This is a genomic window from Snuella sedimenti, assembly GCF_016428595.1.
Taxonomy (GTDB): Bacteria; Bacteroidota; Bacteroidia; order Flavobacteriales; family Flavobacteriaceae; genus Snuella; species Snuella sedimenti.
The window spans coordinates 1-14,097 of sequence record NZ_JAELVQ010000028.1 but is presented as its reverse complement, the minus strand read 5'-3'; the positions used below and the strand labels follow the sequence as shown (position 1 = coordinate 14,097).

The following is a 14,097-nucleotide window of genomic DNA, read 5'->3' as shown; positions in this document are numbered from 1 at the left end:
ATTGTTATGGATGGCTTATTACGTGACATACAACAATGTACTATTTGCAAAGAGCATTTGCCGCTAGGACCACGACCGGTTATGTCGGCACATCCCGAATCCAAAATTGTGATCATCGGTCAAGCACCGGGAACAAAAGTACACGCCTCGGGTATTCCATGGGATGATGCCAGCGGCAAACAACTACGCAAGTGGTTGGGTGTTACAGACGAAGTGTTTTACGATGTCACCAAATTTGCCATTATACCCATGGGGTTTTGTTATCCCGGAAAGGGAAAAACAGGCGATTTACCACCACGACCAGAATGTGCGCCACAATGGCATCGAGCATTGTTAGAGACATTACAAAAAGTAGAATTGGTCATTTTAATAGGGATGTATGCACAAAACTATTATTTAAAAGATAAAGCAAAGCGGACTTTAACCGAAACGGTTCGCAATTATAAAACTTATTTGCCAAAATATTTGCCTTTACCACATCCCTCACCGCGCAATCGCTTTTGGCTTAGTAAAAATCCCTGGTTTGAAATAGAGGTTTTACCGAAATTGAGAAGCAAGGTAGAAGAGTTGATTTATTAGCCGTCATTACGAAGGAGGGACGACTGAAGTAATCTCTTAAATACAACTCTGTTTTCACACGTTTAAATTTTAGTAATTAATTGATTTTATTGTAATTATAAAATTAAGAACGTGTGCAGCCACTCCTTACACTCGTTCTCTCATTAAAAATTTTAAACATTCCTTTTGTGAAGTAATTTTTAAAATTTCTTAATGCTCGTTTCATGAGATTGCTTCACTTTAGCCTGTCTTGAGCGATAGCCGAAAGATTCGCAATAACATAGCACTACTCATGCTTTCCTTTCTCCCAACCATGTTTCCCTAGATATTGCTCTCCACTTTCTACGGCACCCTCTTCAATAGAAGTTCCCATACTATCGTTCCAGCGGTTTAAATAGCCAAAAAGCGAAATAACACCAAGCATTTCTACAATTTCGCCTTCGTTCCAGTATTTGTATAAACGCCTTTTAATAGTATCGTCAACAGCATTAGGAACCTGAGATGCAGCCAAGCTAAAATCCAAAGCGGCACGCTCGGCCTCATTAAAGGATGGGTGTGTGCGGTATTCCCAAATGTTATCTAACTGTTCCTGCTCGGCGCCATAGCGTTCTGCGGCACGGATGGCATGTGCTTGGCAATATCGGCAGCCTGTTGCATTGCTCGAAACCCAGGCAATCATTCGTTTTAATGCAGATGTTACCCGGCCTTCGTTGGTCATAACGGCTTTGTTTAAGTTAATAAACGCTTTGCTAATGGCAGGTCGGTGTTGCATGGTAAGTACTGAATTAGGACAGAACCCTAAAGTTTCATTAAAGAACTCTGCTAGCTTTTTAGTTTCTGAATCGTGGTCGGCAGATAAAGGTGACACTAAAGGCATAATTATATTTTTTAGTAGTATTTTTGAATTCACAAGTAACAAAAATAATTTAATAAAAATGGCAAATCATATAACAACAAAGTGGTTAGGTAACATGAAGTTTGAAAGCAATAATCCATCTGGGCATAATCTGTTTATTGATGCAGGTCCAGAGAATGATGGCAATGGAGAAGGATATCGTCCTAAAGCGTTAATGTTGTCGGCGTTGGCAGGTTGTTCGGGAATAGATGTGGGATCTCTCATAAAAAAAATGAAATTGGAGGTAGACGATTTTAATATTGAGATCGCCGCCGAGCTTACCGAAGAGCATCCAAAATATTACCATAAAGTTACGATGGACTTTCACTTTTACGGAGCGGCATTAAATGAGAAGAAACTTCAAAAAGCAGTAGACTTATCCGTTGAGAAATATTGTGGTGTTATGGCCATGTTCCAGAAATTTGCGGATGTACAGGTGAATACATTTTTTAATAAGTAATCAAGTTGTTTAGAATGCATAAATTAAGTGTTTTAGTTTTTAGTATATGCTTTGTATGGCTGGGGTATGCACAGCAAAAAGTACATGTTGTTTCCCATAATGGTGAAACCATTGTTACCGACCCATCTAAAGGAAGTAACAGCTATAAGAGGTTGGCTGTTTTTCCAGAAAAGTCAAAAGAAATACGCAGTATCATTTTAAATTTAAAGTTCGAATGTCCTGATAAGATGCGTTGTGCCGATTGGGATTATGTCGATCATATAAAAGCACGTCAAAAAAACGATTCGACTGTTTACGAAATTGCACGCATGTTAACTCCTTATGGTGGTTTCTTTCAGAAAGATTGGGGGTTTGAGTGGCGCGTTGATGTTACCGACTTTAGTTTGATTTTGAGAGATGATGTTGAGATTGATTATATCCATACAGGTTATGAAGACAATAAAACACGAGGATGGAAAGTTACTGTTGACTTCGAGATCACTTATGGTACACCAATAGCCAATCCGTTAGCGATTCATAAGGTTTATGACGGGAGCTTTAAATATGGTTACAAAGACGATCCCATTGAAAACCATTTGGTGCCTATAACTTTTAATGCCAATACAAAAACGAATTTCTCTAAGGTTAAAATCCATCAAACAGGTCATGGTATGGATGCTAATGGCTGTGGGGAGTTTTGTAGTAAGTATCGTGATATCGTATTTAACGGAGAGGTTGTGGATCATAAGGATTTGTGGATGGAGTGTGGCGATAACCCCTTGTTTCCACAAGCTGGGACTTGGATTTTTGATCGGGCCAATTGGTGTCCCGGATATTTGGTACAACCCGATGAGGTATTATTAAGTACAGCTCCCGGCAAGCCTTTTACGGTCGATATAAACATGGAGCCTTACGAAACCGAAAAGCCTAGTGCAAATGAACTGCTATCGGCATTTGTTATAGAATATGAAAAACCGAATGCACAAAATGATGTGACCTTGGTTGACATTATCCAGCCATCAACACGTTTAGAACACAGTAGAAAGAATCCTTTTGGTGGGTTGCCAGTAATAACGGTAAAGAACAATGGCAGTAAGCCATTAAAGAAAATGGCCATTACTTATTTTATTGAAGGTGAAAAACCTCAAAAACACCAATGGACGGGGCACATTAATTTTGGAGACATGGCAGCCATAACATTGCCTACCGAAGTGTTCAGTAAAAAAGCACAGGCAAAGTTTCATGTTGCACTTTCTAGGCCTAATGGAAAAAAAGATGCTTTTAAGACAGATAATACATTGGAATCAGACTACGAACGCCCAGATATATTACCAGAAACGATAGTCGTATATTACAAAACCAATAATAAACCTGGTCAAAACACGTATCGTATCCAAAATAGTTTTGGAGAGCTCGCTTTTGCTAAGGACAGTACTAATATGAAGCCTGGTACGGTCTACCAAGATACAATTACCTTGAAACCGGGCAATTATAATTTTAAGTTTAATGATACCAAAGGTGATGGTTTGGAATTTTGGTTTAAGGCCAAAGACGGACGCGGCGAAGTTAAACTGCTGGATTCCCTTGGTATGGCCATTAAGCAGTTTAAATCTGACTTTGGTAGCCACATCAATTATAATTTTGCGGTACGAAATGATATGCTTTACGAGTTGGACAACGCACCTTCTGTAGCTGTTTTTCCAGCGCGCACTAATGGGCCTATTACACTCGATTATTTTTGTAATGAATTGGCGAATGTAAAAGTACTTATCGTAGACCAAGAAGATGAAAGTATTGTCTTGGAGACACATACATACAATAATTTTAGCAAAGGCCCGCTTACTTATAATTTATCGTATTTGCCAAAAAAACGCTATTATATCAAGGTGTTTATGAACGAGAAGGAAGTGTATAAAAACAGAATACGATTAAAAGAATAATCTATGCGTTGGACGCTTAAACCAAAGCCAGATACACAAAAGATAAACGCGTTGCAGAATGCACTCCAAGTTGAGGCTGGTATAGCAAACTTATTGTTACAGCGTGGTATTGAAACTTATGAAGATGCCAAGGCATTTTTTAGGCCGCGTTTAGAACATTTGCACGATCCGTTTTTAATGCAGGATATGGATAAGGCTGCAACACGGATTGAACGTGCTCTTGCCAATGATGAAAACATTATGGTTTATGGCGATTATGATGTAGATGGCACTACATCTGTAGCTTTAATGGCTTCTTATTTAAAAACCAGAACAGATAAGGTGACGACGTACATTCCCGATCGCTACGAAGAGGGTTACGGAATATCATATAAAGGTATTGATTTTGCTTCGGATAATGATATTTCGCTCATTGTTGCATTAGACTGTGGTATAAAGGCTATCGATAAAGTTGCATACGCTAAAGAAAAGGGCATCGATTTTATTATTTGCGACCACCACCGTCCTGGAGATACCATTCCCGATGCAGTCGCTGTTTTAGATCCCAAACGTTCGGACTGTAATTATCCATATAAAGAACTTTGTGGTTGTGGCGTGGGTTTTAAACTCATTCAGGCTTTGGCTCTACAAGAAGGTAAAACAATTGAAGACCTAATCGAATATTTAGATCTGGTGGCTACGGCTGTTGGTGCCGATATCGTTCCCATTACAGGGGAAAACAGAGTATTGGCTTATTTCGGTTTACAGGTAATTAATGGTAATCCCAGACCAGGAATCCATGCTATTTTAGAGCAAATAAAAAAAGACACGCTTACCATTACCGATGTGGTTTTTATCGTGGCGCCACGCATCAATGCCGCTGGGCGCATGAAACATGGAGATTATGCCGTGGCCTTATTAACGGAGACCGATATTACTGCCGCAAGAAAGCTGGCCTCAGAAATAGATGCATATAATTTAGACAGGCGTGAAACCGATAAACAAATTACAGAAGAAGCACTTCAACAAATTGAAGCTCAAAATGAACAAGACCGTTTTACTACGGTTGTTTATAATGAAACTTGGCATAAAGGGGTTATTGGTATTGTGGCTTCTCGATTAACCGAAACCTATTACCGCCCTACTCTGGTGTTCACAAAAAGTGGTGATAAATTGGCTGCTTCGGCACGATCGGTTTCCGGGTTTGATGTATACAACGCCTTAGAAGCTTGTAGTGAGCATATTGAGCAATTTGGTGGACATAAGTATGCAGCAGGACTAACACTACAGGAGTCTAACTATGAAGCCTTTAAGCAGGCCTTTGAAGATGCCGTTTCAAAAACCATTGATAAAAGGTTGTTGACTCCCGAAATAAAGATTGATTCCGAATTGCATTTAAGTGATATCACACCAAGGTTTTATAGAATCCTAAAACAGTTTGCTCCTTTTGGTCCGGGTAATATGACGCCTATTTTTCTAACAACAGATTTAAGGGATACGGGTTACGGGAAATGTGTAGGTGAAGACAAAACACATTTAAGAATTACTGTTGCGCAACCAGAAGCTAACCCCATTGTTTGTATCGGTTTTGGGTTGGGAGAAAAATACCCCTTAATTTCTGGACAAAAGACGTTTAAAGCAGTGTATTCGGTAGATGAAAATGAATGGCAGGGTAATGTGTCGCTTCAACTCAAGCTAAGGGATATTAAAGCATAATTCTGTTTAGGGTAAATAGAAAACACCTGACTTACAAGAAAATTATTATGGATAAAAAAGATCCTTATGCTGCCTTGCGTATTAGAGAATTCAATATCTTTTTATTAGTGCGTTTTGTTTTGGTTTTTGGTTGGTCCATGCAGTTTATTGTTATAGAGTGGCAGGTGTATAGTTTAACCAAGGATCCCTTATCTTTGGGTATTATTGGCTTAATGGAGATTATACCGGCATTTACCATGGCGCTCTTTGCAGGGCATATTGTAGATCAAAAAGAAAAACGGAATTTACTTGCTTGGTGTATTGCGGCTTTTTCGCTAATTAGCATGGGATTATTTTTGCTTACTTGGCCTGTTTTAGTAAGCGATTGGCATAGTAAAACCATATTGTATGGCATTTATGCTTTAGTTTTCTTTGGCGGGTTTTTAAGATCTTTTTTTGGGCCGACCATTTTTTCTCTAGTGGCTTTAATAGTGCCTAAAAAAGTGTACCCCAATGCTGCTACGTGGAATAGTTCTACCTGGCAAATGGCTTCTGTATTAGGACCCGCTTTTGGCGGTTTTTTTATTAGTTGGTTAGGGGTTCATTGGTCGCTTTGTATCGTTTTTGGGTTGGTAATTTTAGCTCTGGTTATTTTATTTCAGATTAAGCGGAAACCCATTTTAAACCCTAAAATAGGAGAACCTGTAGTAGAAAGTTTAAAGGCGGGTGTACGGTTTGTATTTAAAACAAAAGCTATTCTGGGCGCTATGACCTTAGACATGGTTGCTGTTTTATTTGGAGGTGCTATTGCGCTATTGCCGGTTTTTGCTCAAGATATATTAAAAGTAGGAAGCGAGGGGTTTGGTGTATTACGTGCAGCACCTGCTGTTGGTGCGTTTTTAACGATGTTGGTTACGGCCTACTTACCAATTAGTAAACATGCAGGAATGAAATTATTGCTGGCTATTTTTGGGTTTGGTATTTGTATTATCGTTTTTGGATTGTCTTCTGTATTTTGGATATCGCTATTGGCCTTGTTCTTTAGTGGTGTTACAGATGGGGTGTCGATGGTCATAAGACAAACAATTTTACAGATTAAAACCCCCGATCATATGCGTGGGCGAGTGGCTTCGGTTAATTCTATGTTTGTCGGATCCTCTAACGAGCTAGGTGCTTTTGAAAGTGGGGTAACGGCAAAATTAATGGGAACTGTCACAGCCGTAGTTTTTGGAGGGACAATGACTTTGTTAACGGTAATTACTACTGGTATTGTGTCTCCTTCGTTTAGGAAATTAGACCTTACCAAAGATATCGAAGCACACGAAAGGGAAGATTAGTATTCCTTGATTTCAAAATTCTTGCCATCAAAGACGCCATAGGTATAATATGAAATCCAATCGCCTAAATTGATGTATTTAGAGGTTTCGTTAAGTGTTATGTTTAAAGGCAAATGTCTATGGCCAAACACAAAATAATCGCGATGTTTTTCTTCTAGTTTTCGTTTACAGTATTGTACGAGCCACTCGTTCTCTTCGCCCAAAAAATGGATGTCTTCATCACCGGAAATCAATTTATTTTTCACAGAAAGGTATTGGGCTAAACGCACACCCAAATCGGGATGCAACCAACGAAACAACCATTTACTAAAAGGATTGGTAAACACTTTTTTCATGCGTTTGTAACCTTTGTCCCCTGGACCCAAGCCGTCACCATGACCAATAAAAAAAGTACTGTCGTTAAATGTAAATTCTTTGGGCTTGTGGTAAACCGGGATATTGAGTTCTTCTTCAAAATAACCATCCATCCAAAGATCGTGATTGCCTACAAAATAATAAATAGGGATACCAGCATCACTAATTTCAGCCAGTTTGCCCAGTGTTCTGGTAAAACCTTTAGGGACGACTGTTTTGTACTCAAACCAAAAATCGAATAGGTCTCCAAGCAAAAAAATAGCAGCGGCATCATCTTTAATTTCATCTAACCAAGCAACAAATTTCTTTTCGCGAGGCAGTGAAGCCTCTTTTGTTGGAGCGCCTAGGTGATTGTCTGAGGCAAAGTATATTTTTTTTTCCGTCGGAATTTGCATGGTGTAAATATAGTTTTTTTAGCCATAAGACAGAAGCTATGAGTGAAAAGTGAAAAGTTTGGAGTAGGAAGCCTGAAGACGGAAGTTACAAGGAAAGTCACGGTTACAGTTTGCAGTTGAAAAAGATATAGTAACGGTTTAAACTTATACAAAAACAAGCACTTATACTTTTTCCCGTCAAGTACCCTAGCTATGAAGCCCCAAAAAGCCTTTTTGATTTGTTGACTGAGGTGTTATGCTGAGTTCATCAAAGTGTTCTATAAGTTGACAAATTAAATATATGCCCTTCGGCTAAACTACTAGCCCTTCCCAACGTGTTGGGTAATGCCCTAAATGTTATCGTAAGCAAACCACTCTGCAAACGAGGTTTCTGTTTCTTGAAGTTTTAGCGAGTGCAGGTCTATATGCTCTGGTAAACGGTTTTTTATCTTCTTTGCAAAATCGATGATCATCATTTCGCTGGTAGGCTGGTAATCTACCAACATAACATTATGACCGCGATCTTCCAGTTCTTTGGCAAGTTCGATGTGCGGTGTGTTTTTATTAAAAACGGTCGCATGGTCGAAAACATTTACGATTTCTTCTTTTACGATTTTTTTTAGGTCACTAAAATCTATCACCATCCCATATTTTACATTGGTTTTGTCCGTAATTGGGGTGCCAATAACCGTTACTGACAGTTTGTAGCTGTGACCGTGTACATTTTTGCACTTGCCGTCATATCCGTATAGGGCATGTCCGGTTTCAAAAGAAAATTGTTTTGTTATGCGAATGTTGCTCATGGGTTAAATATTTTCGGTACAAAGATATTCATTTTGTAAAAGCAATTCGATTTTAGATTACATTTGCGCACTTTTGTCTGTGATGGACATATAGTTTATTGTGTTTAAGCTATGAATAACCTTTTTGAGGCGATCGATTTTGTTGAAAATCCGAAGTATGAGCAAATCATATCAGACATAGCCAAGCAACAATTTAGTATTGTTGAAGATTTCTTCACTCCCGAAGTTATTCTTTCCTTAAGACAATCTCTTTTAGAAAAGTATGAAGCAGACGTTTTTAAAAAGGCGGCTATAGGCAATAAGATTAATGAAACCATTGTTAAATCGGTACGTGGCGATGTGATCTTATGGATTGACGAAAATAAGCCTAATGTGGCAGAAAGTTTATTTTTTAACAAAATAAACGAATTGGTCAACTATCTAAACCGTACATGTTTTTTAGGAATTCTACAAAAAGAGTTTCATTATGCTATTTACCCGCCCGGCACTTATTATAAAAGACACATCGATACCTTTCAAAATGACGACAGGCGCAAACTATCGTTTGTGTGTTATTTTAATGATGAGGACTGGCAACCAGAAAATGGAGGTGAACTGGTATTGTATTTAGACGCTAATGGAAAGCAAACAGAAAAAGTGATCTACCCGTTTCCGGGGCGCGTGGTTATTTTTGAAAGTCAGCTTATAGAGCATGAAGTAAAACCAGTAAACATGGAGCGGCTAAGTATAACGGGTTGGTTAAAAACCAGATAATGGGATTATCGTTTTCTAATTCTGTTTACTATGTATACGACAATTAAAATGATGGCCAATACAAGAAATAGACCGTTTCCGCTAACAAATGACATGATATCCATACAAAGGTGTTTATTGATTCTTTTTTTTGTTGTAATAATAAATTAAATACGCCAATACTACAAGAATTATAAAGGGTAGCATCGTGCCTATAAAAACACCAATCTCATAACTTGTGTTGGGGGCGTTGCGTATTTTTTCTTCAATATTTACTTCTTGGAGTATGGTGAATAATAGGTTCATACTGGCTTTTTGCTATGGAACAAAGTTAATTGTTTTGGGATAGCGGAATAAATATTTTCCTAAATTTTACGATTAAGGGAATACCTCTAGCTATAATCCAAAAGGTAAGTGCAATAAAAATGGCATAGAGCTTATAGTCTATAGAGTCTAAGAAAAACAGGATGGGTACAAATACAACAAATGTTGAAAACAATAGTACATTACGCAAGTATCTCATTTTGCCAAGGCCTTTAAAAATCCCATCGAAAATAAATGCTAGTGCACAGAGCGGTTGCATGGCCAGTACAATCCAGAAAATGGCTTGAAACTCTCTTAATACGGCTGTGTCCTTAGTAAAAATATGGCCTATAGGATAATACAGTACGCCTCCTGTTACTGCTAGTATGAGTCCGACAACAATGCCATATTTTATTAATTTATTGCTCAACTCAATGAGGGTTTTATAGGTTTTTCCACCATATAGTTTACCAGACATAATGTTTCCGGCACTAGCATAACCATCAATAATAAAAGCACCAAGGAACCACAAGTTAATGGCAATGGTATAGGCAGCAATATAGCTAGCACCATAACTAGTTGCAAAAGCACTAGCATAGTAAAGGGTAACGTTTAGGGCTATGGTACGAACAAACAAGTTAAGAATCATTAATAAAAAGCGGTTAATTTCCTTGTTAAAGGGAAAGCTTAGTTTTAATGGAATGGGTGTTTTAGTAAGTAAATAATAAGCTGAACAAAGCGCCATCAGTATTTGGGCAATAACACTGGCATAGGCAGCCCCTTTAATGTGCAAGGGAGGTATTATGTCTTCAACGCCATAGACCAAAACAACGTCTAAAATTATGTTTGTAATCGATCCGATTATAGCAATAACCATAGGATAATAGGTGTTTTGCAACCCTCTAAAAGCACCAAAAACACCAATGGTAAACAGTGTAAAAGGGAAGCCCATTACCCGTATTTTGTAATAATCGACGCTATAATCTAAAATGAGTCCAGATGCATTGTAAAGTTTAAAGATGCTTGCCGAAAAAGGAAAAGTGCTTAGTATAATGAAAAGACTTAAGCTCGTAACAATAAAAATAGCCTGAGCTGGTAGGTTTTTTATTTTATGGAGTTGGTCGGCTCCAACGTATTGTGAGACGATAGAAGATATAGCACTTCGTGTTTGCCCTAATACCCAGATAAGCATTGATAAAAATGTTGTTACAATACCCACTGCTGCCAACGATTCGGTAGCATTATGGGGTATGTTCCCCACAATAGCAGCATCGGTAAGCGATAGAACGGGCTCGGATATTCCTGCAATTAATGCCGGAATAGCGAGTTTATTTATCTGTTTTAGGTTTATAGTTGTATTCACAGTACAAGTTCGTAGCAATAAAAAGGATGATGACTTTGATTGGGAAAGAAAATTTTCTCCAATCGTTTAAAGCCGCGAAGTTCGTAAAAATTTAAGTTTTTGGGGTTCTGTGAGAACGTGTCTAATCTTATAGAGCTATAATTATTTTTTATAGCAAAGGTTTTGGCGAAGTCCATTAATTTTTGTGCATGCCCCTTACCTTGGTGTTCTGGGTGGACAGCCAGTCTGTGAACATATAGGTTATTTTTGTTTGGAGTGAGCCATGAAACAGGAAGGTAAACAGCATCCATAAGGTCGGATAGGGTTATGCAAGCTATTACTTTGGTATCAACTTCCATAACATATAATTCTCCTCGTGTTACATCTTTTTTAAAGCCTTCTTTATTGGGATACGAGGCATTCCATTGGTAAATATGATTATTGATCATATGCGTGGCACATGCTGCTGTAATGTTTATAATTGCATGAATATCATCTGACGTCCCTTTGCGAATCATTTTTAATGCGTATTTTTGCCTAAGAAATTTTTTATAAAAGTAGTATTTAATTCGTTTTAAATGAAGAATATCCTAGTTCCAGTAGGGTCGTCCAAAAATGCAGTAAGTCATTTGCAATATGCCATAGATTTTGCTGAAGCAGTTGGCGCAAAGCTTTTTGTTGTTCAGGTTTATAATGTTTATGCCAAGGCAGGAACTATGGTTAATGTCGATAAGATCATTGAACGTGAAAGTTTAAAGAATTTAAATGAGTTAATTGCTCAGGTAAACTGTAAATCGGTTGATGTAATCGTAAAGACCTTAAAAGGAAAGTTGGTAGATACTTTGGAGTTGGCATGTAAGGCCGCCGATATTGATTTAATGTTGTTGGAGCCCAGAACAAACTCTGTAAAAGAGGACGTGTTTTTAGGAAAAACGTCTGGAAAGATTATAAAGCAAACACAAATCCCGGCACTCATTGTACCAGAGGGTTATGTGTTTAAACCTATAAACAGTATATTACTGGCTGTAAAATCGGCCATTATTAAAAAGGAAAATGCTTTAATGCCCTTAATTGACGTAAGGGATAGTTTCAAAGCAGAAATAAGTCTGTTGTTGGTAAAGACACCGTATTACAATGATGGTGATTTTGAGCTTAATGAAGATTTGGAAGGTATTGTGAGTAGTATTACTAAAACAGAGAATGCTACTACGTTTCAAGGTGTTTTACAGCATTATGAATCTCATGATCCAGACTTGCTATGTGTGGTAAGAAGAAAGCGCGGATTCTTTACCAAAAAATGGGAAAAGAATGTTATTAAGAAAAAGGATTTTTCAAGTAATATACCTGTTTTGGTTTTAAGGGGGCTTAAATAGCGTAAGGAGTAAGGCTTAAAATATGATCCTTAGCTCTAAAATGAGTCTTATTAATACTGTTAGGTTGTTGATTCAGTTTTTGGTAATCTAAAATATTGTTATTCGTTCGACCTCAAATATTCATATTTTATTAGGTCGTCCTTATCTATTATTTCAATTTTTTCGGCATCTTTTATAACGAAATTTTTATCTGTTATGTCTAGCACATCATCGTAGTAATGGTCTGTTAGAATTATACTTTTTGATTTCTTAAGCTTTAGTAATAAATCCTTAATTACATCTTTATAAATCGGTTCGATCATTGAAAATGGCTCGTCCAACAATAAGAAAGGATGATCTAGGTTTCCAATTATTAATAATTCAAGATAGCGTAATTGCCCTAATGATAGTTTTCCAACTTTTGTTTTTTCAAAACTTGATACTCGAGGAGCATAAAAAACAGCGTCTTGGTCATCTCCATTAGGAAAGAACATAGGGATTATTTCTCTTACTTTCCGTTCCTTTGGTAAAAAAGAGTCTTGTGGTAGATAGCCTATCTTTTTTGAGGGGATTATTTCTTTTTGTAAAAAGTTATCTGAATTTATTTTTATAAGGATAGTATCGGCTTTTACCGTTCCGAATATTAATTTTAACAATGTTGATTTTCCTGTTCCGTTACGGCCAAATATCCCAATAATCTCGCCTATTTTACAATCAAGTTCAACGTTCTTTAAAACGGTATTCTTTCCGTATGATTTGTTAATGTTGGTTACTTTTAAGGTATCCATTTATCTGAACATTAGTGAGATTAGAAAGAGCAAAAGAGAGATTATCGTATTGAACATCCATACTTTTTTTAAAAGAGCAGCTTTTGTAAACCCAAGGTTGTAATAGGCGTAATATTCGTTCTTTTTAAAAGTTTGATAGCCTAGAGAACCTATTAAAATACCCACGGAGGAAAAAATAACGATACTCCAAAAAACACCAGATATTAATCCGATAACCAAACTAAAGGGGACATTGAATATATTTATATCTATGAAGTATTTAAAAATTGCTTTGCTATACATGTAAATTACATATTGGACGATGCTTTGTCTTAAAAACTCGATAACAGGTTAGGTCTGTTTTAACCCTGTTTTTCTAAAAAGTCAAAACATTCAACCATTTTAAAAGGTACATTATTAAAACCGTACTTGCCGTACTAACAAATATGGAGCTTTGCCAGAAATAAACTTTGTTTCCCCAAATCTTCCACATCTTTTTACCAAATTCTTCTTTTACATAACCATTAAGAGTTTTATAAAAAAGAAAATTCATCATCAAAAATATGACTATAGCTATTGTTATTATCCAATTTTTTTCCATTCATAAAATCTTTAATGTTTATTTCTAATTGTGTTTAATCCTTTCCCTGAGTTTCAAGGAATTTTTCTAATATTTTCTTTGCATCCTGATTTTCTGGAAAAAGTTTGATTATTAGCTTATAAATTTTAATTGCTCCTTCATTATTCTTTTTTGTGTATGCCCAATCCGTTGCTATATAAGTTATGGCATGAGTTATTCTTTGTTCTAAAACCTTTTTAGCTTTGTCATCCTTTATATTAGTTCCATTCTCCCAAAGTGATTCATAGTGCTTAACAACCGCATCAGCATCATTATACATCTGGTAATATTGGTGTCCCTTTGTGTTTTTTGGGAATAATTCTGGAATTATTAATTTATGTTCTCCTTTCTTGAGCTCTTGGGTTAGATCCAATTCAATAAAGGTGTCAAAATTTTGATAATGATACACACGAATTTTACGCTCTTCTAAATCATAAATTGTAGTATACTGAGTTATTTCTTGTTGGAAATTATTCATAACAGAACTATAGTAGTGATGCGTTTATAATTCATTGTTATTGAATAAATTAGGTTGTTCTTTGAATTTTTGATTGATTTTATTTTCCATAAACAACTCATTTATAGGTGTTTTGTCAAAAGTGGATATA

General features: G+C 36.8%; 15 protein-coding genes. 7 read left to right on the top strand and 8 right to left on the bottom strand.

Features of this window, described 5'->3' with window-relative positions; translation table 11 throughout:
* The first annotated feature begins 6 nt into the window (after positions 1 to 6).
* Entirely contained in the window at positions 7 to 579 is a 573-nt protein-coding gene (locus tag JF259_RS15445; protein ID WP_199116612.1) for a uracil-DNA glycosylase family protein, read from the top strand.
* A 265-nt stretch (positions 580 to 844) separates the two neighbouring features.
* Here JF259_RS15445 and JF259_RS15440 read toward each other — a convergent pair whose 3' ends face one another.
* Positions 845 to 1,435 carry a carboxymuconolactone decarboxylase family protein gene (locus JF259_RS15440; RefSeq protein ID WP_199116611.1) on the bottom strand — a complete coding sequence of 197 codons (591 nt, stop codon included), beginning with the start codon at positions 1,433 to 1,435 and terminating at the stop codon, positions 845 to 847.
* Positions 1,436 to 1,493: 58 nt separating this feature from the next.
* On the opposite strand from JF259_RS15440, the gene JF259_RS15435 reads away from it, so the two are divergent.
* Genes JF259_RS15435 through JF259_RS15420 form a run of 4 tightly spaced genes read left to right on the top strand, consistent with a single transcriptional unit; the run spans position 1,494 to position 6,843 of the window.
* Entirely contained in the window at positions 1,494 to 1,913 is a 420-nt protein-coding gene (locus JF259_RS15435) for an OsmC family protein (RefSeq protein WP_199116610.1), read from the top strand.
* Between the two features lie 14 nt (positions 1,914 to 1,927).
* Positions 1,928 to 3,832, top strand: coding sequence for a peptide-N-glycosidase F-related protein (locus JF259_RS15430; RefSeq protein ID WP_199116609.1), 1,905 nt, complete (start codon positions 1,928 to 1,930; stop codon positions 3,830 to 3,832).
* Positions 3,833 to 3,835: 3 nt separating this feature from the next.
* Entirely contained in the window at positions 3,836 to 5,527 is a 1,692-nt protein-coding gene (gene recJ / locus JF259_RS15425; RefSeq protein WP_199116608.1) for a single-stranded-DNA-specific exonuclease RecJ, read from the top strand.
* A 47-nt stretch (positions 5,528 to 5,574) separates the two neighbouring features.
* Positions 5,575 to 6,843, top strand: coding sequence for an MFS transporter (locus tag JF259_RS15420; protein WP_199116607.1), 1,269 nt, complete (start codon positions 5,575 to 5,577; stop codon positions 6,841 to 6,843).
* Here the strand turns inward: JF259_RS15420 and JF259_RS15415 are convergent.
* A complete protein-coding gene (locus JF259_RS15415; RefSeq protein WP_199116606.1) occupies positions 6,840 to 7,592 on the bottom strand; it encodes a UDP-2,3-diacylglucosamine diphosphatase in 753 nt (250 codons plus the stop codon). The genes JF259_RS15420 and JF259_RS15415 overlap by 4 nt on opposite strands.
* A gap of 329 nt (positions 7,593 to 7,921) precedes the next feature.
* On the bottom strand, positions 7,922 to 8,374 hold the full coding sequence (locus JF259_RS15410; RefSeq protein WP_199116605.1) for a 6-pyruvoyl trahydropterin synthase family protein: 453 nt from the start codon (positions 8,372 to 8,374) through the stop codon (positions 7,922 to 7,924).
* A 111-nt stretch (positions 8,375 to 8,485) separates the two neighbouring features.
* Between JF259_RS15410 and JF259_RS15405 the strand changes: the two genes are divergently transcribed.
* Positions 8,486 to 9,127, top strand: a complete 642-nt coding sequence (locus JF259_RS15405; RefSeq protein WP_199116604.1) for a 2OG-Fe(II) oxygenase — start codon at positions 8,486 to 8,488, stop codon at positions 9,125 to 9,127.
* Between the two features lie 114 nt (positions 9,128 to 9,241).
* On the opposite strand, the gene JF259_RS15400 is transcribed toward JF259_RS15405, so the two are convergent.
* The 3 genes from JF259_RS15400 to JF259_RS15390 are packed head-to-tail and all read right to left on the bottom strand — an operon-like array spanning position 9,242 to position 11,269.
* Entirely contained in the window at positions 9,242 to 9,412 is a 171-nt protein-coding gene (locus tag JF259_RS15400; protein WP_199116603.1) for a hypothetical protein, read from the bottom strand.
* Positions 9,413 to 9,437: 25 nt separating this feature from the next.
* Complete coding sequence (locus JF259_RS15395; RefSeq protein ID WP_199116602.1) at positions 9,438 to 10,772, bottom strand: MATE family efflux transporter; 1,335 nt, start codon at positions 10,770 to 10,772, stop codon at positions 9,438 to 9,440.
* Positions 10,769 to 11,269, bottom strand: coding sequence for a GNAT family N-acetyltransferase (locus JF259_RS15390; RefSeq protein ID WP_199116601.1), 501 nt, complete (start codon positions 11,267 to 11,269; stop codon positions 10,769 to 10,771). Before JF259_RS15390 ends, JF259_RS15395 begins: the two co-directional genes overlap by 4 nt.
* Before the next feature lie 60 nt (positions 11,270 to 11,329).
* On the opposite strand from JF259_RS15390, the gene JF259_RS15385 reads away from it, so the two are divergent.
* Entirely contained in the window at positions 11,330 to 12,124 is a 795-nt protein-coding gene (locus tag JF259_RS15385) for a universal stress protein (protein WP_199116600.1), read from the top strand.
* A 98-nt stretch (positions 12,125 to 12,222) separates the two neighbouring features.
* On the opposite strand, the gene JF259_RS15380 is transcribed toward JF259_RS15385, so the two are convergent.
* Together JF259_RS15380 and JF259_RS15375 are read right to left on the bottom strand one after the other, a co-directional pair.
* Positions 12,223 to 12,891, bottom strand: coding sequence for an ATP-binding cassette domain-containing protein (locus JF259_RS15380; RefSeq protein WP_199116599.1), 669 nt, complete (start codon positions 12,889 to 12,891; stop codon positions 12,223 to 12,225).
* 614 nt (positions 12,892 to 13,505) lie between these two features.
* Positions 13,506 to 13,967 carry a hypothetical protein gene (locus tag JF259_RS15375; RefSeq protein ID WP_199116598.1) on the bottom strand — a complete coding sequence of 154 codons (462 nt, stop codon included), beginning with the start codon at positions 13,965 to 13,967 and terminating at the stop codon, positions 13,506 to 13,508.
* Positions 13,968 to 14,097: the final 130 nt, after the last annotated feature.